The sequence below is a fragment of the Methylobacterium haplocladii genome (assembly GCF_007992175.1).
Classification (GTDB): domain Bacteria; phylum Pseudomonadota; class Alphaproteobacteria; order Rhizobiales; family Beijerinckiaceae; genus Methylobacterium; species Methylobacterium haplocladii.
This window is the reverse complement of record NZ_BJZT01000001.1, coordinates 85,302-106,891: the sequence shown is the minus strand read 5'-3', so window position 1 is coordinate 106,891 and position 21,590 is coordinate 85,302. Positions and strand designations below refer to the sequence as shown.

17 protein-coding genes, 1 other RNA gene and 1 pseudogene are annotated in these 21,590 nt (G+C 67.0%); 8 read left to right on the top strand and 11 right to left on the bottom strand.

Annotated features, from left to right (window positions below):
• Positions 1-39 precede the first annotated feature (39 nt).
• On the bottom strand, positions 40-270 hold the full coding sequence (locus MHA02_RS00490) for a hypothetical protein (protein ID WP_147076003.1): 231 nt from the start codon (positions 268-270) through the stop codon (positions 40-42).
• A 640-nt stretch (positions 271-910) separates the two neighbouring features.
• Here MHA02_RS00490 and MHA02_RS00485 point away from each other — a divergent pair.
• Both MHA02_RS00485 and MHA02_RS00480 read left to right on the top strand, forming a co-directional pair.
• Positions 911-2,215, top strand: a complete 1,305-nt coding sequence (locus tag MHA02_RS00485; RefSeq protein WP_147076002.1) for a beta-barrel domain-containing protein — start codon at positions 911-913, stop codon at positions 2,213-2,215.
• Positions 2,212-4,383 carry a peptidase domain-containing ABC transporter gene (locus tag MHA02_RS00480; protein WP_238180338.1) on the top strand — a complete coding sequence of 724 codons (2,172 nt, stop codon included), beginning with the start codon at positions 2,212-2,214 and terminating at the stop codon, positions 4,381-4,383. Before MHA02_RS00485 ends, MHA02_RS00480 begins: the two co-directional genes overlap by 4 nt.
• Positions 4,384-4,392: 9 nt before the next feature.
• Here the strand turns inward: MHA02_RS00480 and MHA02_RS00475 are convergent, their stop codons facing one another.
• The 4 genes and pseudogenes from MHA02_RS00475 to ffs form a co-directional block, all read right to left on the bottom strand.
• Positions 4,393-4,716 (bottom strand): YbaB/EbfC family nucleoid-associated protein, encoded by a 324-nt coding sequence (locus MHA02_RS00475; protein WP_147076000.1) that lies wholly within the window; start codon positions 4,714-4,716, stop codon positions 4,393-4,395.
• A 465-nt stretch (positions 4,717-5,181) separates the two neighbouring features.
• A pseudogene (locus tag MHA02_RS21935) lies at positions 5,182-5,390 on the bottom strand (hypothetical protein).
• Between the two features lie 40 nt (positions 5,391-5,430).
• Positions 5,431-7,287 (bottom strand): DNA polymerase III subunit gamma/tau, encoded by a 1,857-nt coding sequence (locus MHA02_RS00465; protein WP_147075999.1) that lies wholly within the window; start codon positions 7,285-7,287, stop codon positions 5,431-5,433.
• A gap of 59 nt (positions 7,288-7,346) precedes the next feature.
• Positions 7,347-7,443, bottom strand: an RNA gene (ffs, locus tag MHA02_RS00460) — signal recognition particle sRNA small type.
• Between the two features lie 125 nt (positions 7,444-7,568).
• Between ffs and MHA02_RS00455 the strand changes: the two genes are divergently transcribed.
• The gene (locus MHA02_RS00455) at positions 7,569-8,045 is read left to right on the top strand and encodes a DUF5991 domain-containing protein (RefSeq protein WP_147075998.1); all 477 of its coding nucleotides are present in this window, start codon (positions 7,569-7,571) and stop codon (positions 8,043-8,045) included.
• 118 nt (positions 8,046-8,163) lie between these two features.
• On the opposite strand, the gene MHA02_RS00450 is transcribed toward MHA02_RS00455, so the two are convergent.
• Complete coding sequence (locus tag MHA02_RS00450; protein WP_147075997.1) at positions 8,164-8,427, bottom strand: PepSY domain-containing protein; 264 nt, start codon at positions 8,425-8,427, stop codon at positions 8,164-8,166.
• A 151-nt stretch (positions 8,428-8,578) separates the two neighbouring features.
• On the opposite strand from MHA02_RS00450, the gene MHA02_RS00445 reads away from it, so the two are divergent.
• Positions 8,579-10,114, top strand: a complete 1,536-nt coding sequence (locus tag MHA02_RS00445) for a YifB family Mg chelatase-like AAA ATPase (protein WP_147075996.1) — start codon at positions 8,579-8,581, stop codon at positions 10,112-10,114.
• 41 nt (positions 10,115-10,155) lie between these two features.
• Here the strand turns inward: MHA02_RS00445 and MHA02_RS00440 are convergent, their stop codons facing one another.
• The 4 genes from MHA02_RS00440 to pedF all read right to left on the bottom strand — a co-directional run bounded on the left by MHA02_RS00440 (position 10,156) and on the right by pedF (position 14,429).
• Positions 10,156-10,869, bottom strand: a complete 714-nt coding sequence (locus MHA02_RS00440) for a response regulator (RefSeq protein WP_238180339.1) — start codon at positions 10,867-10,869, stop codon at positions 10,156-10,158.
• Positions 10,870-11,068: 199 nt separating this feature from the next.
• Positions 11,069-12,874, bottom strand: a complete 1,806-nt coding sequence (locus MHA02_RS00435; protein ID WP_147075995.1) for a PQQ-dependent methanol/ethanol family dehydrogenase — start codon at positions 12,872-12,874, stop codon at positions 11,069-11,071.
• Between the two features lie 245 nt (positions 12,875-13,119).
• Positions 13,120-13,968, bottom strand: coding sequence for a substrate-binding periplasmic protein (locus MHA02_RS00430; protein WP_147076015.1), 849 nt, complete (start codon positions 13,966-13,968; stop codon positions 13,120-13,122).
• A 35-nt stretch (positions 13,969-14,003) separates the two neighbouring features.
• On the bottom strand, positions 14,004-14,429 hold the full coding sequence (pedF, locus tag MHA02_RS00425; protein ID WP_147075994.1) for a cytochrome c-550 PedF: 426 nt from the start codon (positions 14,427-14,429) through the stop codon (positions 14,004-14,006).
• A 292-nt stretch (positions 14,430-14,721) separates the two neighbouring features.
• On the opposite strand from pedF, the gene pedA1 reads away from it, so the two are divergent.
• The gene (gene pedA1 / locus MHA02_RS00420) at positions 14,722-15,984 is read left to right on the top strand and encodes a lanthanide ABC transporter ABC transporter substrate-binding protein PedA1 (protein WP_238180341.1); all 1,263 of its coding nucleotides are present in this window, start codon (positions 14,722-14,724) and stop codon (positions 15,982-15,984) included.
• A 1-nt stretch (position 15,985) separates the two neighbouring features.
• Positions 15,986-17,002 (top strand): YVTN family beta-propeller repeat protein, encoded by a 1,017-nt coding sequence (locus MHA02_RS00415; RefSeq protein ID WP_174804631.1) that lies wholly within the window; start codon positions 15,986-15,988, stop codon positions 17,000-17,002.
• 80 nt (positions 17,003-17,082) lie between these two features.
• Here the strand turns inward: MHA02_RS00415 and MHA02_RS00410 are convergent, their stop codons facing one another.
• Positions 17,083-18,597 (bottom strand): putative bifunctional diguanylate cyclase/phosphodiesterase, encoded by a 1,515-nt coding sequence (locus MHA02_RS00410; protein WP_238180348.1) that lies wholly within the window; start codon positions 18,595-18,597, stop codon positions 17,083-17,085.
• Between the two features lie 367 nt (positions 18,598-18,964).
• Here MHA02_RS00410 and MHA02_RS00405 point away from each other — a divergent pair, with 367 nt between their 5' ends.
• Both MHA02_RS00405 and MHA02_RS00400 read left to right on the top strand, forming a co-directional pair.
• A complete protein-coding gene (locus MHA02_RS00405) occupies positions 18,965-20,134 on the top strand; it encodes an FIST N-terminal domain-containing protein (RefSeq protein ID WP_147075992.1) in 1,170 nt (389 codons plus the stop codon).
• Positions 20,134-21,501 carry an ATP-binding response regulator gene (locus MHA02_RS00400; RefSeq protein WP_147075991.1) on the top strand — a complete coding sequence of 456 codons (1,368 nt, stop codon included), beginning with the start codon at positions 20,134-20,136 and terminating at the stop codon, positions 21,499-21,501. Before MHA02_RS00405 ends, MHA02_RS00400 begins: the two co-directional genes overlap by 1 nt.
• Positions 21,502-21,590: the final 89 nt, after the last annotated feature.

The window sequence follows — 21,590 nt, the reverse complement described above, 5'->3', positions numbered from 1 at the left end:
GGGCCGACAGCCGGATAATCGGCTGCCGCGGGACTCAGCCTACTTCCCCGTCACGCCGCCGAGCAGGCCGCCGACTGCGCCGAGCAGGCCACCCGCAAGGTTCTCGACCAGCCCGCGCACGTTCGCGACGCCGCCGGCCGGAATCGCGTGAACGGTGTCGATCAACTCGTTCAGGCCGCCAACGCTCACCGAGAGCTCGGACTGGCCTCCGCCGACTTGATCGAGCTCGGTCAGGCTGAGTTCACGAATGGTGTCGAAGTTCTGCGACATAAACATTCTCCAGTTCAATCCGAGTACAGCGAGATAATCTCACGCTTGTGGAAGAAGCGTCGGCTCGTCTTCTTCTCAAAACATTCGAACATGACCTGACGTCCCCTGCAAGCTCGATGATTTCCAGCCATCAGGCACAGATCAATGCTCACGAAACCGTGAGTTTTGGAGAAAAGCTGTCTCTTCGAGCGATGTTTACCGTGTTCAGGGCGCCGGCATACCTGGTCATACGGACCGCGGGGAATGACGATCGCTGCGCCGATACCGTTCGGGGCGCCGACAAGGACGGCGCCAGCCAAAGCACTCGGATCAAACGCTTTTTCCGATAGAATGCGGCAGGGCGCCGCACCGCTTGATCGGACGTGTGGAGCGAAACGTGGCGAGCCGGGAGAATGCTTTTCCAGAAATTGCGGTTACGGCGGCACGTGCGCAAGCAACGTTCTGCCAAGACTTCGGCGCATGGAAGACCGATCTGCATCCAGGCCTTCGGCGCATATCAACATCTCGCCCGGCATGCCTCAATTCACGGGGCCATCGGGACTCGACGCTGGCGCCGCTCCGCTCGGATTGCGCGGTAGGGGCACCTGTGACAAGCGGGCGTCGGGCGCTGGCCCTGTCCGGCGCGTCTTCACAGGTGTCCATGTCCACGCCGTTGTTCCGCAAGGAAGTCGTCGAGGCGCGCCGCAACGCCTGGCTCGGCGAGGCGCAGATCGTGCAGCCGCTTCCGATCCGTCTCGTCGCCTATGTCTGCATCGCCCTGGTCGTCGCGACCCTCTGCTATGCCGTGCTCGGCAGCTATACCCGACGCGTCCATGCCCAGGGCCTGCTGGCGCCGGATGTCGGCCTCATCACCGTGGCGAGCCCGGTCGCCGGCCGGGTCAGCGCCTCAGGCGTCAAGGAAGGTGACCGGGTAGAGCAGGGGCGCCTTCTCTACACGGTGGATGTCGACGCGGTCTCCGCCAGCGGGCCGACGCAGGAGCGCGTGATCGCGCAGCTCGGCCGCCAGAAGGAGAGCATGGAGCAGCAGCGGACGCTCCGCGCCTCAATGGCCGGCACCGAGAAGCGCGCGCTTCAGGAGCAGATCGCCAACCTCGAATCCCAGCGCGAGCAGATCAGGCAGCAGGTCTCGCTTCAGGAGCAGCTGGTGCCACCGCTCAAGGCACGGGCCGACGAGCTCGCCGGCGCCGTCTCGCGCGGCTTCGCCCGCGCCGCCGACTTCCAGAACCAGAACTACCTCTACATGCAGTCGACCTCGCAGCTCGCCCAGTTTCGGCAGGGTGCCCTTCAGATCGAGGGCAAGCTCAGCGACCTGAAGGCGCAATTCGCGTCCTTCGACGAGAAGCTCGCCAAAGACCTCGCCGAGATGGACCGTGCCGCCGCGCAGCTTGAACAGCAGAAAGCCGAGAGCGAGGCCAAGCGCGCCATCGAGATCCGCGCGCCGGAGAGCGGGATCCTCACTTCGATCCGTGCCCAAGCCGGACAGTCCGTGGCGGCCGGCGGCACATTGCTGACGCTGCTGCCGAGCGATGGCCGGCTGCAGGCGAACCTGTTCGTCGATTCCTCGGCGATCGGCTTCATCGAGACCGGCGCCAGCGTGATGCTGCGCTACGCCGCCTTCCCGTTCCAGCGCTTCGGTCTCTACCGCGGGGTCGTCACCGAGGTGACGCGCGCACCGCTGGAGGGCGAGGACGCGCCCGAGGAGATGAAACGAAAGAGCGCCGGCGGCGGGGTCTACCGCATCGTGGTCAAGCCCGACGACGACGGCGTGTTAGCTTATGGCGAAAAGCGCCGCCTGGAAGCCGGCATGCGCGTTGAGGCCGACATCGCCCTCGAACAGCGCGCCCTCTACCGATGGCTGCTCGATCCGCTCTACCACGTGAAGCGCAGCGTCGACCTCGTCACGGATGGTGCTCCGATCCCCGACACGCGCGGATTGGCGAAGTGAGGATCCTCGATAGCCTCACCCATGGCGGGCTGCAGTTCGGCTTCGGCCGGCGCCTGCCGGTCATTCTGCAGGCGGAGGCCGCCGAATGCGGCATGGCCTGCCTCGCCATGGTGCTGGGCCATCACGGCCGCGAGGTCGATCTCGGCTCGATGCGCCGACGTCACGCCCTCTCGCTGAAGGGCATGACGCTACGCAATCTCATCGACCTGTCGGGCACGATGGGCCTTTCGACCCGCGCGCTCCGCATCGAGCTGAAGGATCTCGCCCGGCTGAAGCTGCCCTGCATCTTGCACTGGGGCCTCAACCACTTCGTCGTGCTGGCCGCGATCGAGCGCAAAGGCATCGTCATCCACGACCCGGCCCGCGGCCGGCGCAGGCTGACGCTGGAGGAGGCGTCTCGCGACTTCACCGGCGTGGCGCTGGAGGTGACGCCGAACCAGGGCTTTGTGCGCGAAAAGACCGTGCAGGGCCTCAGCCTCGGCGATCTGTTTCGCAACCTGCGCGGCATCCGCCCGGCGATGCTATCGATCCTCGCGCTCTCGGTCGGCATCGAGCTCGTCAACATCCTGATGCCGATCGCCTCGCAGATCGTCATCGACGAGGTCATCGTCAACGCCGATCTCGACCTGCTGCTCGTCGTCGCCATCGGGCTGGCGCTGCTGCTCCTGATCCAGCTCGCCCTCGGCGTCGCCCGGACCTGGGCGATCATGCTGACGGGGACCAAGCTGAACTACCAGTGGTCGGGCAGCCTGTTCGACCACCTCTCGCGCCTGCCGCTCGACTATTTCGAAAAGCGGCATGTCGGTGACGTGATCTCGCGCTTCGGTTCGCTCGGCACGATTCAGAAGGGACTGACCACCGATCTCGTCCAGGCCGTGCTCGACGGCGTGATGTCGATCGGCATGCTGATCATGCTGTTTCTCTATGGCGGCTGGCTCGCCCTGGTGGCGCTGCTCTCCACCGCCATCGCCGCCTCCCTGCGCATCGCCGCCTACAACGCTTATAAGGAGGGCACCGAGGAGGCGATCGTCGCCGAGGCGCGCCAGCAGACGCACTTCATCGAGACCGTCCGCGGCATGGCCAGCGTTAAGCTGCTGGGCCTGCGCGAGCGCCGCCGCGGCACCTGGATGAACCAGTTCGTCACGTCGCTGAACGCCCGGCTGCGGCTGCAGCGGCTCGATCTCGTCTTCGGCCGCGCCAACGATCTGCTGTTCGGGGCGGACCGGCTGATCCTGCTAGTGCTCGGCGCCCGCGCGGTGATCGACCAGTCGATGTCGCTGGGGATGCTGGTCGCCTTCCTGACCTACCGCGATCAGTTCTCGACCCGGATCGGCAACCTGATCAATTCCGGCTTCCAGCTGCGCATGCTCAACGTGCAGACCGACCGACTCTCAGACATCGTCATGACCGAACCGGAGGAACCGGCCGACGCCAAACCCGTCGCCGCCCCGGCAGTGATCGCTGGCGGCGCATCCCGGGGTTCGATCGTCGCGAACGGCCTGTCGTTGCGCTATGGCGCCGACGAGCACTGGGTGTTTCGCAACCTGAGCTTCACGGTCGCGCCCGGCACCTGCTTCGCCATTATCGGCCCTTCGGGCTGCGGCAAGAGCTCTGTGATGAAGATCCTGATGGGGCTGCTCTCGGCGAGCGAGGGCAACGTCCTGATCGACGGGCGCGACATCAAGACGGTGGGTGCCGCCGCCTATCGCAAGCGCATCGCCGGCGTGATGCAGAGCGACGGCCTCTTCGCCGGTTCGATCGCGGAAAACATCGCCTGCTTCGACGAGCGCCCCGACCCGGCCTGGATCGAGGAATGCGCAGCCCGCGCCGCGATTCTGGAAGACATCCGCAAGACCCCAATGGGCTTCGAGACGCTGGTCGGCGACATGGGCTCGACCTTGTCGGGCGGCCAGAAGCAGCGCGTGATCCTCGCCCGCGCTCTCTACCAGCGCCCCGAGATACTATTTCTCGACGAAGCGACGAGCGCGCTGGACGAACCGACGGAGGCCGCGATCGCGCAGGCGCTCCGCGAATTCAGGATGACCCGCGTCATCGTCGCTCACCGCCCGGCGACGATCGCGCATGCGGATCATGTGCTGGAATTCGAGCGGCTGCTGCAGGGGCCCGGCGCCGAGCCGCGGGCCAGAACGGTCGAACCGGTCGCCTGACCGCCGCCGTTAGAACGGCAGCTTCATGCCGGGCGGCAGGGGAAGACCCTTGGTCAGCTCGGCCATCTTTTCCTGTGCTGTCGCCTCGGCTTTCGACCGCGCATCGTTCACCGCGGCGACGATGAGGTCTTCCAGGATCTCGCGCTCGTCCGGGACGAGGAGCGAGGGGTCGAGCGTGACGCCCTTCAGCTGGCCCTTCGCCGTCATCACCACGCTCACCGCACCGCCACCTGACGCGCCGGTGACTTCGACGTGGTCGAGTTCGCCCTGCAGGGAACTCATTTTCTCCTGCATGGCCTGAGCCTGCTTCATGATGCCCATGAGGTCGCGCATGAGAGATGGTTCCTTCGGATAGATTGAGACGCCACCGACTACCGCGAGCGACAGCTGGCCTATGCCGTCTATGTCGTGGGCGCGGCGCGGAGTCCAAGAGGCGGACTGCGCGATCCCGATGGGGGGCGGCCGATGATGAGCGCCGATGCCGTCTCCTACGAACAGAGGCGTTCACGGAAGCGGTCGTCGCACCGTGTGCCGGATGCCAAGAATGACGCTTTCTTCCACGGCGACGCTGTAAGTCAGCGCATAGAGATAGGGCGACGCCAAAATGCGCCGGACCCCGCGACGAGCGGCAGCACGGCCTGCGAAGGGCTGTAGCGGGAGCAGACCCATCACCCCCCCGAAGGCGCTCCTGCACATGGCGAGCGCCTTGAGGATTATGTTGCTCGATGTCAGCGAGCACGCGATCGAGCTGGCGCGTAGCCGATTGCGTCAGACGCAGCCTCACAGGCCATACTTGGCCTAGATGGCGCGCACCTCGTCATCCGTCGCGAACTCACCACGTGCTGCAGCCGCTTCGGACTCGTCCAACTCCGCTTCTTCCTCGGGCGTGAACCGATACACGGAGGCCTCGTCGCCGACGAAGGCCAGGACCATCCGCGCGACCTCGTCCTGCATCTCTGGGGCAGGCCCCGCGCCGTCGTCATCGCCTTTTCGAGCAGGTCGGTCATCAGGCCGTTCTGCATGGAGAACCGAGTCGGCGGAAGAGGCTCACCCCTCCGCGTCGTCCTCATCCCCAACGCCCGCCGCATCGGGAGGCGTCAGATTCTCGACGGTCGCGGCATCGGCCCCGACCTCCACCGTCTTGTCCCGCACGTCGACGATCTGCGCCCCGGGAAACCGCGCCAGCACCTCGCGCACCAGTGGATGGCTGGCGGCGTCGCGGTGGCGGTTCTCCTTGGTCTCGACGGCGGCGGCAGCGAGTGTCGGGGCGCCGGGCTCCCTAGAGAGGGCGACGAGCCAGCGGCGACCGGTCCAGGCTTCAAGCGCGCGGGACAGGTCCGTGGCGAGGCTGGTGCGGCCGCCCTCGGCAAGGCGAAACTCGATGCGGCCCTCTTCGAACCGCACGAGATGCACGTCGCGCTCGAGTGCCATCTTGAGCGTGATGTCGCGGCGCTCGTCAGCCAGCGCGACGACATCCTCGAGGCGGCCGAGACGGGGGCCGGCGGGCTGCGGCGGGGCCGCGATGACGGGTGGAGGAGGGGTGGGCTGCGGCGATCCTCCCCCAGAGACCGCCGCCAACAGTGGTCGTGGCGGAAGTGGCGGCGGGGATTCGGGCGCGGCGAGGGACGGACGCGGCACGAGCGGGGGCCGCGCGCCGCCCTCCGAGCCGGCGGAGGCCGCCTCGTTCTTGAGCCCGCGCAGGGCTTCGTCCGGCGTCGGCAGGTCGGCGGCGTAGGCCAAGCGCACCAATGCCATCTCCGCCGCAGCAAGCGGACGCGGCGCGGCCTGAACCTCGGGGATGGCTTTCAAGAGGATCTGCCAGGCGCGCGACAGCGCCCGGATCGACAGCCTGCCGGCGAACTCGGCACCGCGCGATCGCTCGACATCGCTGAGCGACGGATCGGCGGCGGCGGCCTCCGGCACCAGCTTGAGGCGCGTCACCAGATGCGTGAAGCCGGCGAGATCCGAGAGAACCACACCGGGATCGGCGCCGGACTCGTATTGCGCCCGCAACTCCGCGAATGTCGCCGGGATGTCGCCGCGCATAGCGGCCTGGAACAGGTCGACGATGCGGCCGCGGTCGGCCAGCCCGAGCATGTCGCGGACCGACGCCCCGCTCACGATGCCGGCGCCATGTGCGATGGCCTGATCGAGCAGCGATAGCGCATCGCGCACCGAGCCTTCGGCGGCCCGCACGATCGCGGCGATGGCTTCGGGCTCGGCCTCGACGGTCTCGGCGGCACAGATCTTTTCGAGATGGGTCGACAGCACGTCGGCCTCGACACGCCGCAGGTCGAACCGCTGGCATCGCGAGAGGATCGTCACCGGCACTTTTCGTATTTCGGTGGTGGCGAAGACGAATTTCGCGTGCGGCGGCGGCTCTTCGAGGGTCTTCAGGAATGCGTTGAAGGCCTTCTCCGACAGCATGTGGACTTCGTCCACGATGTAGACTTTGTAGGGTGCCGAGACCGGCCCGTAACGGATGCCGTCGATGATGCCGCGCACGTCGTCGATGCCGGTATGCGAAGCGGCGTCCATCTCCAGCACGTCGAGATGGCGCGATTCCATGATCGCCTGGCAGTGCAGGCCGAGTTCCGGCATCGTGACGGTCGGGCCGGTATCGGGCTGGCCGGGCCGGACATAGTTCAGGCCGCGGGCCAGGATGCGGGCGGTGGTCGTCTTGCCGACGCCGCGCACGCCGGTGAGCATCCAGGCCTGCGGAATCCGGTTCGCCTCGAAGGCGTTGGCCAGCGTGCGCACCATGGCGCCCTGGCCGATCAGGTCGTCGAAGGTCTGGGGGCGGTACTTGCGGGCGAGCACGCGGTAGGGCGTCGCTGCCGGCGCGGGCGCCGGCATGCCGGGCAGACCCGGCTCGTCGATCAGCGTGCCGAGGGTGTCGTCCATGCCGCTTCGGATGTCGGTGGGTGGGCCCTCGGAGGGCGCCGCTCTCGCCGGGAGGCGAGGGTGGGAGGCTGGACAAAGACCCGCTCGGTCTCGTTAGGGCTGCTTCCTTCCGGACCTGACCCGGTTGGCGAGTGAAACGTCCCTCGCCAACCTCCCGCGCCGTATATGGCCGGGGCGCGCGGGCGATGCAAGCCGATCCAAGCGGCTTCCCGGCCGAGGTTGCCTCACGATGACAGCCCGTCCATCGTTATCGCCGATGCCGGCGGACAGAGCGGTGCGGAATGCGATCCAACAGAGTCGGATCAGTCGTCATCGCCCTTGCTGCGCTCGTCGGTTTTGCGCCGCAGGCCGGTGCACAAAACGGCGCCCCGCCGAGCTGGAAGGGAGGCTATCGCTATGCCTTCGATGGCGGCAAGACGGCCGGCGGCTCGGCCATCGCCGTCACCTGCGATCTCGTGATCGTGCCGGGTGCCGCCCGCGGCGGGTGTCTGCTGTCGGTGAGCGGCTTTCAGAGCGACAAGCGCATCGTCTGCCACGCGACCGGCGACGCCAGGTCTGTCGACGTCGCCTTCCACGGCTACGAAGACGGCAAAATCGTCAACAGGTACGGCGTCGCCGTCTACAAGCCAGGGCAGACGTTGCTTACGCTGAAGCGCGACGAGAATGGCGAGTTGCAGACGAAGTGGGACGGTTTTCGCCCGGATCTACCTGCCGACGCGGCCAACCCGGGCCGCTACTTCCGATTGGTCGAAAAGTAGTCGGCCGGTCTGTGCCGGTCCACGCGGGCAAGAGCTGTAGTGAAGGGGAGAGGGCTACCGCCGGAGCTTGGCCCACTCCCCTCGATACCTCGCCGCGAGGACGAGGAAAGCGCGAGTGCTACTCAGCCTTGCGCTTCACGATTTCAAGCGTCTTGGGATCGAGCTTCAAGTCGGACTTCTTGCCGTCGGCGCCGATGGCGTCGTCGACTTCGATGAAGCCGTCGTCGAGCTCGATCTCCTTCCACTTGGTGAAACCCTCCTTCTTGAGGATGTCCTCGACTTTGGCCTGCTGATCGGCCGGCAGCTTCTCGTCGGCCAAAGCGGGGGCCGCGAAGGCGAGCGAGAGGGCGAGGGCGGACAGGCCGAGCGTGCGAACCAGCATGGGAGGTCTCCGAAAGGAAATGGGAACGGCGTTCGAACGGTCCGGCGCCCCGAGGGTTCCAGCGTCCGGCTCGGTATGCCGACAGCCTTCATTGTCATGGCGGGACGCCACGCCTAAGCTTACGGCCCGGGGCAGGGGGTAGCATTTCGCCATGGTCACGCGCGTCGCCACCGTGGCCTTCGAGGGGATCGAGGCGCGGGCCGTCGACGTTCAGGTGCAGATCGCGGCCGGGATCGTCGCCTTCAACGTCGTCGGGCTGGCGGATAAGGCGGTGGCCGAATCACGCGAGCGGGTGCGCTCGGCGCTGATCGCCTCGGGTCTGGCGCTGCCGGCCAAGCGCATCACCGTAAACCTCGCCCCGGCCGACTTGCCAAAGGAAGGCTCGCATTACGATCTGCCGATCGCGCTCGCCGTGATGGGTGCCATCGGCGCCCTGCCAGCGGACGCGCTTGCCGGGTATTGCGTCCTCGGCGAATTGGCGCTCGACGGCACCATCACGCCGGTCGCCGGAGTTTTGCCGGCGGCGATGGCCGCGAACGAACGCGGGCTCGGATTGATCTGCCCCGCTGCCTGCGGGCCGGAGGCGGCCTGGGCCGCGGGCGACATGGACGTCCTGGCGCCACGCTCGCTCATCCAACTCGCAAACCACTTCAAGGGCAGCCAAGTGATGGCACGTCCGCAACCGGCCATCGCCGCCGCCGGCGGCCCGCTTCCGGACCTGCGCGATATCAAGGGCCAGGAAGGTGCCAAGCGCGCTCTGGAGATCGCGGCGGCAGGAGGTCACAACCTGCTCATGAACGGTCCGCCCGGGGCCGGAAAATCGATGCTCGCCGCACGACTTCCGTCGATCCTGCCGGCTCTCAGCCCGCGCGAGCTCCTCGAAGTCTCGATGATCCAGTCGGTGGCCGGGCAGATCAAGGGCGGCGCGCTCTCGAACCGCCGGCCGTTCCGCCAGCCGCACCACTCGGCCTCCATGGCCGCGCTCGTCGGCGGCGGGCTTAACGCGCGGCCGGGCGAGATCTCGCTCGCCCATGGCGGCGTATTGTTTCTCGACGAGCTCCCCGAATTCGTGCCGCAGGTGCTCGATTCGCTTCGCCAGCCGATGGAGACCGGCGAGGTCATGATCGCCCGCGCCAACCATCGCGTGACGTATCCGGCCCGCTTCCAGCTCGTCGCCGCGATGAACCCCTGCCGCTGCGGGCAGGCGCTGGAGCCGGGCTATGCCTGCCGGCGCGGGCCGAACGAGCGCTGCATGGCACAATACGGGGCCCGCATCTCCGGCCCACTGCTCGACCGGATCGACCTGCGCATCGAGGTCGGAGCGGTCACCGCCGCCGACCTGATCCTGCCGCCACCCGCGGAAGGCTCACGAGAAGCCGCCACCCGCGTCGCCGCCGCTCGCGAGCGCCAGACCGCCCGCTACGCCGAGCGCGACCTCGGTTCCGCCATGACCAACGCCACCTGCCCGGCGACGGTGATCGAGGAGGTCGCCGCGCCTGATGCCGAGGGTACCACCCTGATCCGCAACGCGGCCGAGACGATGCGCCTGTCGGCACGTGGCTTCCACCGCACGTTGCGGGTGGCGCGCACTTTGGCCGATCTCGACGGCGAAGCGACGGTGCGGCGCCTGCATCTGGCGGAGGCACTGTCCTATCGGGCGCGGGCGAGCAAGCCGGCCGCCACGTAGCGGCTCCGTTGCTTCGCAGCGTGCGCCACAGCGGCGGAGGCTCACCCCGCTACGAACGACCCGTTGCTCTGGTCGAAATCCAGATACGCCGTCTCGATCACGATTTGCGTCCGGCTGATCACCTCCAGCTTGCGCAGGATCTCGGAGACGTGGGCCTTCACGGTCGAGTCGCCGACCTGGAGTTCGTGGGCGATCTGCTTGTTGAGCTTTCCCTGACGGATCATCATCAGGACGCGCATCTGCTGCGGCGTAAGCAGGGCGATCCGATCGGCGAGGGGCGTCTTCCTGGCGCGTGCCGGGGTCGTCTCCGGGATGCCGGCGAGGTTCGGTGGCATGAACAGGGCGCCGTTCATCACTTCGGAAATTGCACGGGTCAGCGTCGCCTTGTCGACTGCCTTCGGCACGAAGCCGGCGGCGCCGTGGTGCAGCGCCTCGCGCATGATGCGCGGCTCCTCGAGCCCCGAGACGATCAGGATCGGGATGCGCGGAAATCGGGTGCGGATGGTAACGAGGCCGTCGAAGCCGGTGACGCCCTGCATCGAGAGGTCGAGCAGCGTCAGGTCGATCGCAGGCGTCCTGGCCAGCACGTCGCAGGCCGCGCGGATGCCGTCGGCTTCGAGCAGGTTGGCGTGCGGGAAGGCGAGATGGATCGCGCTCGCGAGCGCTTCCCGGAACAGCGGGTGATCGTCGACAATGAGAAGCTGCAAGGCGACGCCCTCCGGCCGGGCGTCGATACCCTCGCCCGTGGGCAGCATATCCCCGTGTGACGCAGACATCATCTCGTTCGCGCGGGCGGTCTGCATGATCGACGGCACGCCCACCTGGAGATTCGTCGGAAAGCCGGTTCGGAAAAGACCTCGGCCGTACGGCGGGCGGCTACCTTGCCGAGGTCGTCGTGCGTAGTCGGAGCGTGACGAGGCCCAGGGCCTCGTCACGCAGTTTCGAAGGAGCGCGTTAGCGCGTGGCGACCTTCTTGGGCAGCTTGAAGGCCCAGAAGCTGCCGCCCTGGTTGATGCCGGCGGTGGACTTGGCCACCTCGCCACCCCAGAGCGGCACCGCGCCGCCCCAGCCGGCGGTGACGCCGACCCACTGCTCGCCGTCCTGCTCCCAGGTGATCGGGGAGGAGACGACGCCGGTGCCGGTCTGGAACTTCCAGACTTCCTCGCCGGTCTTGGCGTCGAAGGCCTTGAGGAAGCCCTCGGGCGTACCGGTGAAGACGAGGTTGCCGCCCGTGGTCAGGACGCCGCCCCAGAGCGGAGCCTTGTTCTTGTAGTTCCACACCACCTTGCCGGTGGTCGGGTCGATCGCCTTCAGCGAACCGATATGGTCGTCGAAGACCGGCTTGATGGTGAAGCCGGCACCCAGATAGGCCGCGCCCTTCTTGTACGAGACGGCCTCGTTCCAGATGTCCATGCCCCACTCGTTGGAGGGTACGTAGAACAGCTTGGTCTCGGGGCTGTAGCCGATCGGCATCCAGTTCTTGCCGCCGAGGAAGCTCGGCACCGCGAACACGGACTTGCCCTTCTTCTCGTCGCCCTCGGCCTTGGCCGGGTCGCCGGGACGGAAGGCCGGATCGTAGTCCGGACGGCCGTCGTCGTTGATCTTCTTCGCCCAGGTGATCTTTTCGACGAACGGGCTCGCCGAGATGAACTTCCCGTTGGTGCGGTCGAGGACGTAGAAGAAGCCGTTGCGGTCGGCGGTGGCGCCGGCCTTGATGGTCTTGCCGCCCTTGTTGAGGTCGAACGGCACGAACTCGTTCACGCCGTCGAAGTCCCAGCCGTCATGCGGGGTGGTCTGGAAGCCCCAGACGATCTCGCCGTTCTCGGGGTTGAGCGCGATGCGCGAGGCGGTCCACTTGTTGTCGCCCGGACGCAGCCAGGAGTTCCACGGACCCGGGTTGCCGGTGCCGAAATAGATCAGGTTGGTCTCGGGATCGTAGGTGCCGCCGAGCCACGTCGCGCCGCCGCCGTACTTCCACATGTCGCCCGGCCAGGTCTCGTTGACCTTGCCGGTCATCGTGGATTCCTTGCCGTTCAGCGTGCCCATGTGGCCTTCGATGACCGGGCGCTGCCAGACGAGTTCGCCGGTCTCGGCGTTGCGGGCCTCGACGCGGCCGACGATGCCGAACTCACCGCCGGACACGCCGGTGATGACCATGCCCTTCACGATGAGCGGCGCGGCGGTGTAGCTGTAGCCACCCTTGAAATCGTCGATGTCCTTCTTCCAGACGACCTTGCCGGTCTTCTGGTCGAGGGCGACGAGCTTGGCGTCGAGCGTGCCGAAGATGACCATGTTCTTGTAGAGCGCGGCGCCGCGGTTCACGACGTCGCAGCAGGGCAGGATACCCTCGGGCAGACGGGCTTCGTACTGCCAGAGCTTCTCGCCGGTGCGCGAGTCGATGGCGTAGAGGCGCGAGTAGGAGCCGGTCACGTAGAGGACGCCGTCCTTCACGAGGGCCTGGCTCTCCTGGCCGCGCTGCTTTTCGCCGCCGAACGAGAACGAATAGGCCGGCACGAGACCCTTGATGGTCTCCTTGTTGATGGCCTTGAGCGGGCTGTAGCGCTGGGCCTGCGGGCCGAGGCCGTAGGAGACGACGTCGTCAACGGTCTTGGCGTCGTTCAGGATGTCCTGATCGCTGACGCCGCCGGACGCTGCGGCCGCCTTCTCGGGCTCCTTGGCTTGCGGGGCGGACAAGGCCGCCGCGCCGACGAGCAGGGCGAAGGCCCCGGCCGCCGTCAGAAACTGGTCACGCAATCTCATGACATCTCCTCCTCTGGATCATCTGGCTGCCGGGGAGCTGAAACTCCTCGTTGGTCGAACGGCATGCCTCGCGCTGGACGTTAGTCAGAGTCGGCAATACAGGTTATTGGCCATAAGTATAAGATGAGAGTTATTAAGCTCGTACCCGAGCAATAAACGCAAAAAAAACGAAGTCTTCTCGCAGCCGACGCCGGCAGCGAAAGTCTTCGTCCGTTTTTTTTGCTTGGTCCTGCGAGGTGGGTTGTTCAGTATCCCTTCGGCGCCGAGAACTCGACGCCATGTTTGTCGAAGATCGCCTTCAGAGTGCCGTTCTCGGTCATCGCGGTGATTGCGTCGCCGACGGCATAGGCGAGGTCGCGCGAATCGCTTTTCACGGCGCCGCCAAGGTCCCAGGTCAGCTTCACGGGGCCGCCGAGCCGGAGTTCGCGGATGCCGATCTCGTCTTTCGAGGACTTGGCTGCGAACAAGGCGGACTCGATGCCGGCACGCGATCCGGCAAGGATCGGGGCGTCACCGGCGAGGAACGCCTTCGCAGCCTCGTCGAAGCTCTTGAAGTGCTTGAGGTTCGGCCGGAGCTGTCCGCCCTGGGCGGTGAGCAGCATCGCGTCCGAGGCGCTGTTGCCCTCCACGTCGATCGCGGCGGTGCCGATGTCGCCGACCGTCTCGAAGTTCTCGACGGCGCTCTTGCGCACGGCGAAGGCGAGCCTCTGGTCATAGTAGGGCCGCGTCATGAAGATCTGCTCGTTGCGGATCGCGAGCAGCTTGTCGACCGGCACGTGCAGCATCAGGTCGCCGAGCTGCGATCCGGCGAGATCGCCCTTCCAGAGGTTCAACCGAAAGTCACCGTCGACGTTCTCGCCCGCATCGACGAGGCGGATCTCGGCCTTGACCTTCAGGGCCGCGGCCAGCGCCTCGGCCAGGTCGACCTCGATTCCGTAGGGCTTGCCGTCCTTCAGATCGGAGAAGGGAGCATTCTGTTCGTAGAGCACCACCCGCAGCGTGCCATCGCTAGCGACCTCGTCGAGAGGGCGCGCCGCGACGGGCGCCGTCGCAAGGGCGACGGCTGCGACAGAGAACAGGAACCCGCGGACCATGGACCGTGTGCTGTGAGCCATCACCCTCGAGCCGCTCACTGTTCCTCGTGCTTCGATTCGAGGTAGCTGCGGATCGCCCAGAGGCCCTCCTGCGACAGCACCCCGGCGAAGACCGGCATCTTGGTGACGCCGTTGATGATCGCGCCGTGGGTCACGCGCTCCTTGAACCACTCGTCGCCCTCCTTGCCCTTCTCCAGATAGCGCAGGTCGGGGGCGAGGCCGCCGGAAATGACTTCGAGGCCGTGGCAGCGGGCGCAGTTCTGGTTGTAGCCCGAGGCACCGATCTTGATGGCCTGCGCGTTGCCGCGATACGGGTTCTCGTTCTTCCACTCGTCGCCGAGCTTCTCCAGGCCGTCCGTCTTGATCTCCTGGGGCTGGACGTCGCCGTGACTGAAGACGGCGCCACTCGACACGATGAGCGTGGCCAGCACGCCTCCGACGAGCGCAAGCTTCTTGGTCATCTGCGATGTCTCTCCCTTGACGGCATCTCGGACGGCTCTGAGTCCGTTCACGCCGTGAACATGGTGCGTCCTTCACCCTCGCGGGCCGTCGCACTTTCGATTGCTTCCACGGTAGCAAGCACAGCGGGGCGAACCCATTGTGCTTTGGTACTAGCCAGCAGGCTCATCTGCCGTTCGATCCTGGGACAACTGCCGATCGGTCCCCGCACCTTGGTCCAATGTCGCATCGTCGACCCGCGCCGTATCGTCGTCGCCAAATGATGAAGACGGGGCGGGAACGAGATCTGCCGAGATGCAGGCGGGCGTTATGCTGATGGCCGGCCGACGGACCCGCGCCAGCGCGCCCGGGCGCCGCATCGTGCCCGGCGCCCTTTGGATCTTTGCCCTCGTCGCCATTCTCGGTGTCCTGGCCGCGCCGGACGCGCAGGCGCTTTCGCCGACGGGCGAGCCCCTGGCGATCCAATACATCGAACGCCGCATCGAGCGGCCGTCGCCGCTCAACAACGAGGACCCGGTCCCCGACGACGAGGGCCTCAAGGGGGCCGAACTCGGAATCAGGGATTCGAATGCCACAGGGCGTTTCGTCGGGCTCGGCTTCGCGCTGAAGACCACCGTGGTCGAGCCGGGCGCCGACATCCGCGCCGCCTTCGCCGAGATCGCCAAAGCCGGCCCGCCGCGCTTCGTCGTGGTCAACGCCCCGGCCGACGATGTGTTGGCTCTGACGGATTCCGAGGAGGGGCGGGACACCGTATTCCTCAACATCGGTGCCACCGACACCCGCCTGCGCGACGGCGATTGCCGGGCACGGCTTCTCCACGTCATCCCGTCGCGCGACATGCTCGCCGACGCGCTGGTGCAGCTTCTCGTGTTCAAGCGCTGGACGCGGATGCTGCTCGTCTCCGGCCCGAATCCCGGCGACGGCCTGTACGCCGAGGCCCTGCGGCGAAGCGCCAGAAAATTCGGCGCGAAAGTCGTGGCCGAGTCGCGCTTCGACGCCCACGGCGCGGACATCCGCGACAGCGCGTTGCGCGAATTCGCCCTGGTGACGCGCGGCCCGGAGCACGATGTCGTCGCGGTAGCCGACGAACTCGGCGAATTCGGCACGAACCTCGTGTTCAACACCGCCTCTCCGCGTCCGGTGGTCGGCACGCAGGGCCTGACGCCGGCGGCCTGGGGCCGCGCCGTCGAGGCTTGGGCCGCGGTGCAGTTGCGGGAGCGCTTCAAGAAGCTCGCCGGCCGCAGCATGCTCCCCGTCGACTGGGCCGGCTGGATGGCCGTGCATGCGGTGGGCGAGGCGGCCGTTCAGCTGAAATCCGGCGATCCGGCCGCGATCAAGGCATTGATGCTCGGCCCGAAATTCGAGGTCGGCGGCTTCAAGGGCCGGTCGCTCAGCTTCCGGTCCTGGAACGGCCAACTGCGCCAGCCGCTCTACCTGCTCTGGCCCGGCGCCGTCGTCGCGGCCGCCCCGGTCGAGGGTTTTCTGCACCGGCGCACCGAACTCGACACCCTCGGCCTCGACCAGCCCGAGAGCGCCTGCAAGGCCATGGGAGGATAGGATGATCCGCCGCACAGTTGCGGGCCTGCTGGCAGTCGGCATCCTCGCGCCGCCGGCCCTCGCCCACGAGATCTACGTCACCAACGAGCGCGACAACTCCGTCTCGGTGATCGATACGACCACCTACGAGGTGACCCGCACTTTCCCCGTGGGCCGTCGCCCTCGCGGTATCGTCTTTTCGAAGGATGGCAGTCGGCTCTTCGTGTGCGCCAGCGATTCCGACGCCGTGCAGGTGCTCGATCCGGCGACCGGCAAGCTGCTGCACAACCTGCCCTCCGGCGAGGACCCGGAGCAGTTTTCCCTGGCGCCGGACGGCAGGACTCTCTTCATCGCGAACGAGAACAACGCCACCACCACCGTCGTCGACGCCGATTCGCGCAAGGTGCTGGCGCAGATCGACGTGGGCATCGAGCCCGAAGGCATGGCTGTCAGCCCCGATGGCACGATCGCCGTGACGACCTCCGAGACCACGAACATGGTTCATTGGATCGACGCCAAGACCTTGCAGGCGGTCGACGCGACGCAGGTCGAGCAGCGCCCGCGCCACGCCGAGTTCAGCAAGGACGGCACGCGGCTCTGGGTGTCGTCCGAGATCGGCGGCACCGTCGCCGTGATCGACGTCGCTACCCGCAAGGTGATCGAAACGATCCGCTTCGAGGTGAAGGGCGTTTCGGCCGACCGTATCCAGCCCGTCGGGATCAGCCTCACCGAGGACGGCCGCTACGCGTTCGTGGCCCTCGGCCCATCCGACCGCATCGCGGTCATCGACGCCAAGACCTACAAGGTCGTGAACTACATCCTCGTCGGCCGCCGCGTCTGGCACACCGTGCTGACGCCCGAACAGGACCGGCTGCTTACCACCAACGGCGTCTCCGGCGACGTTACCGTGATCGACGTGGGAGCCCTGAAGGCGATCAAGAGCATCAAGGTCGGCCGATTCCCGTGGGGGGCGGCGGTGCGGCCTGCTGCAGGTGAACCGGCGGCCGGGGACAAGAAGTCGGCCGGCGCGGCGGAGTAGCAAGGCGTCCGGAGCGACGCGCGCGTCGATGAACTCGACGCGACCCGATCGATCTGGTCCGATTCAGCTTAACCGTCAGGTCACGCCGCGATCTGCTGCCGCGCCGCCGTCTCGGCGGGGCCGTTCTCGACATACCGGTCGGTCTCTGCCTTCGACATCGGCTTGCCGAACAGGTAGCCCTGGCCGAAGTCGCAGCCCTGGCCTTCCAGCCAGTCGAGGCTGCCGGAGCACTCGATGCCCTCGGCGGTGGTCACGAGCCCAAGACTCGACCCGAGCTTGATGATCGCATCCACCAGCTTGGCGCGCTCCTCGCTCATGGTGATGGTGTTCACGTAGCTGCGGTCGATCTTGAGCTTGTCGAACTTGAGCTCGCGCAGGTGGTAGAGACTCGAATAGCCGGTCCCGAAATCGTCGAGTGCGACGCGCACGCCGAGATTCTGCAGTGAGGTCAGGGTCGCGCGCGTGGCTTCGAGATCCTGGATCAGCGCGCTCTCGGTGATCTCCACCTCCAGGCGGTTCGCCGGGAAGCCGGTCTCGTTGAGGATGGCCAGAATCTGCTCGGCGAGCCAGCGGTCCTGGAACTGCTGCGGCGCGATGTTGATGGCGAGCTGGAGGTGCGAGGGCCAGTTCGCCGCATCGCGGCAGGCCCGGCGCAGCAGGTCGTAGCAGAGATCGCCGATCATGCCGGTCTCCTCGGCGACCGAGATGAACTCGCTCGGCGGCAGCACGCCGCGCTCGGGATGCCGCCAGCGGGCGAGCACCTCGAAGCCGGTCAGTTCGCGGCCGGGCAGCGCCACGACGGGCTGATAGAACGGTTCGATGCGCCCCTCGTTGATTGCCTCGCGCAGGTCGCGTTCCAGCAGGGCACGGGCCCGCAACTCCTCGTCCATCGCGCTCTCGAAGAAGCGGTACGTCCCGCGGCCGTCTTTCTTGCCCTGGTACATGGCGAGATCGGCCGCGTGCAGCGCGGATTCGGCGTCGCCGACCGCACCGCCAGCCAGCGCGATGCCGATGGTCGCGCCGACCTTCAGCTCCGAACTCTGCCAGGAAATCGGGGCGGAGAGGGTCGTGATCACGGCCTGCGCGAGCCGGGCGATCGCCTCGCTGCCGATCGATGACGGCAGCAGCGCGGCGAACTCGTCGCCCCCGAGCCGCGCCGCGATGCTGCCGGGCGGAAGGACCTGTTCCAGGCGCTCGGCGACGGTGCAGAGGACCACGTTGCCGGCGGCATGGCCGTAGAGGTCGTTGATCGGCTTGAAGCGATCGAGGTCGATCAGCAGTACGGCGGCGGTCGCGCCTTCCGGACCGTGCCGGAACGCCGTGTCCACGCCTTCGACGAAGCGGCGCCGATTGGCGAGGCCGGTGAGAGAATCGTGACGCGCCACCGACGAGGCCTTCGCTTCGGCGAGGTCCCGCTCGACTATCGCCTTGCGCAGTCTCAGCGACTTGTGGACGCTCGCCACGAAGGCGGCGATCCCGACGAAGAAGCCGAGCATCACGATGTCGGACAGGCCCTTGTCGATCATTACTTCATCGAGCAGCCGGAACGCGCCGAGCTGGATTCCAACGACCCAGCCGCAGACGCCGATCATCATCAGGCAGAGAAGCTCGTAGAACTCCGTTTCGCCCCAGCTCGCTCGCTTCGCCACGCGGTGTCTCCCTGCTTGATTTGAAGGAACGGCCGGCGCGATTAACATAGGTCTAACGCGCCGCTCGTCGGAGGCCGAGCCGGTCGCTCCGGGGCGTCGAACTGTCTAAATGGTGACTGAAGGCTCAACGGCCGGCACCGCATCCGCTCGCCTTCGCACGGAGACTTGAGCTTTCGGGACCGGTCGACCATCCCCAGGTGCCTCGATGCTTCTCTCACTGCCGACCGGGCGCTGCGATTGCCAGATTTTGGCGATACGGACATATAGTTCGCAGGAGAGGGTCGCCGGACGGCCCCCGCGCGGGAGCGAGACAGTGGTGCAGGGAACGCAGATGCGCGCGCATCTGTGCGGGATCCAGACGGCCTGGACGGATGCCTCCGACGCGCGGGAGGCCGTCTGCGCCGTCGCAGCCATTCTCGATCGCACGGCGATCGGACATCTGCTCGTCTTCTTCGCGCCCGCTTACGCCACCGCTGACCTCACCGCGGCGATCGCCGAGCAGTTTCCCGGCGTCGGCCTCGCCGGCTGCAGCACCTCCGGCGGCATCTGCCCCGCCGGCGCCATCGATCGCGGCTTCGTCGTCATCGCCTTCCCGCACGAGGGATTCCGCATCGTCTCAGACGTCCTGACCGAAATCGACCGACTCGACGTCGAGACCACCGCATCGTCCGTCAGAGCGCTGCGCCGCACCCTCGACCAGAACCGGCCCGACCGCGATCCCGGCCCGCGCTTCGCGCTCTCGCTCATCGACGCCCTGGCGAATGCCGAGGAAACGGTCGTGTCCGCCGTCGCCTGGGCGCTCGACGGCATTCCCCTCGTCGGCGGTTCGGCTGGCGACGACCTCGCCTTCGCCGGCACCGTGCTGATCCACAACGGCGCGATCCACACCAACGCAGCCGTGCTGATCCTCGTCGAGACCGATTTCCCGATCCGGATCTTCAAGAGCGACAACTTCGAGCCGACCTCGCAAAAATTCGTCGTGACGGCCGCATCCGAAGAAAATCGTCGGGTCCACGAACTGAATGCCGAGCCCGCCGCGCGCGAATACGCCATGGCGGTCGGACTCGACCCCGAGCACCTGACGCCGATGAGCTTTGCGGCCTACCCGCTCGCCGTGAAGATCGGCGGCGAGTACTATTGCCGTTCGATCAGCCGCCTCGACGAAGACGGCTCGCTGACCTTCTTCTGCGCGATCAGCGAGGGCGCGGTGCTGACGCTGGCCCAGCCACGCGACATCGTCGAGGCGACCCGTGCCGAACTGGCAAGCCTCGATACGGCGCTCGGCGGCATCGACGTGGTGATCGGGTTCGACTGCGTGTTGCGACGTCTCGATGCGGAAAGCCGGCAGGTGCACCACAAGATCTCCGATCTCTACCGCCACTACGGTGTCGTCGGCTTCGAGACCTACGGTGAGCAGTACCGCTCGATGCACCTCAACCAGACCTTCACCGGGATCGCGATCGGCCGCGGCCGCTCCGCCTGATGTCGGCCAGAGATGCCATCGCGACGGCCGAGCAGCCCGAGACCGTCGCGGCGCTGGGCCGACGCGTGTACAAGCTCGAACGGATCAACGCCTCTCTGATGGCCCATGTCGAGCGGGCCATGGACCAGCAGGGGGGCGCCTACTCGCTGTTCCAGACGGCGATTACGCTGGAGGGTCGGGTCCGCTCCCGTACCGAGGAGCTGACCGCCCTGATGCACAGCCTGGAGCGCTCGAACGAGGCGCTTCAGGCGGCCAAGGAAGAGGCCGAGACCGCCAACCGCTCGAAGACCCGCTTCCTCGCCGCCGCGAGCCACGACCTTCTGCAGCCGCTCAACGCCGCCCGCCTCTCGCTCTCGGCGCTGACCGACCTCGCACCGAGCCCCGAGGCGCAGACCGTCGCCGGACAGGTCGAGCGCGGGCTGCAGACCATCGAAGACCTGATCAAGACGCTGATCGATATCTCGAAGCTCGATGCCGGCGTGGTGCGGCCTGTCTTGAAGTCCGTACGGCTCGCCGACCTCGTCGCCAACATCGAGGCGAGTTTTCGCCCGTTCGCCGCGCGCAAGGATCTGCGCCTCGTCACGCGCTGCCGCGACGTGGTGGTCGAGACAGATATCTTGCTGCTGCAGCGCATCCTGCAGAACCTCGTCTCCAACGCCGTCCGCTACACCGAGACCGGGGGCGTTCTGATCGCCGTGCGGCGCCGGGGCAAGCAGTGCCGCATCGACGTGGTCGATACCGGCCGCGGGATTCCGGCCGCTGAGCAGTCTCTGGTGTTCGAGGAATTCTATCGCGGCAGCAAGGATACCGACGACGCCGATGTCGGCTTGGGCCTCGGCCTCGGCCTGTCGATCGTACAGCGCATGGCCTCGGCGCTCGGCCACACGATCACGCTGCATTCGCGGGTCGGCCACGGCACCCGGATCACCATCGACCTGCCCTGCGGCAAGGCCCGGCCCGACGCGCAAGTCCGCATCGCACCCGTGGCCACCACGCTAACGGGGGCCCGCGTCCTCATCGTCGAGAACGACGCCTCCACCGCCGAGGCGCTGGAGCGGCTGCTGACCAATTGGGACGCCCAGGTGCGCACCCACCGCGACCTCGCCGGCGTCGCCGAGGCGCTACGCGCCGGCATGAAGCGGCCCGACGTGATGATCATCGACTACCACCTCGACGACGGCGGCTGCGGCCTCGACGTGGTGGCCTACCTCCGCCGCACGCAGGGGTGGGTGACGCCGGTCATCGTCACCACGGCCGATTACAGCGGCGAGATCGAGCGGCAGGTCATCGAAACGGGCGCCGAGTTCGTTCACAAGCCGATCAAGCCGGCGCAACTGCGCTCGCTGCTCGCCTACATGCTCGCCTGAGCGGCAACCGCGCTCTGGACGAAATCGGGTGGCCTGTGCCATTCAGCACTGACGGCACGTCCGAGCCTCTCGACCGTTTTGCGAGGTGA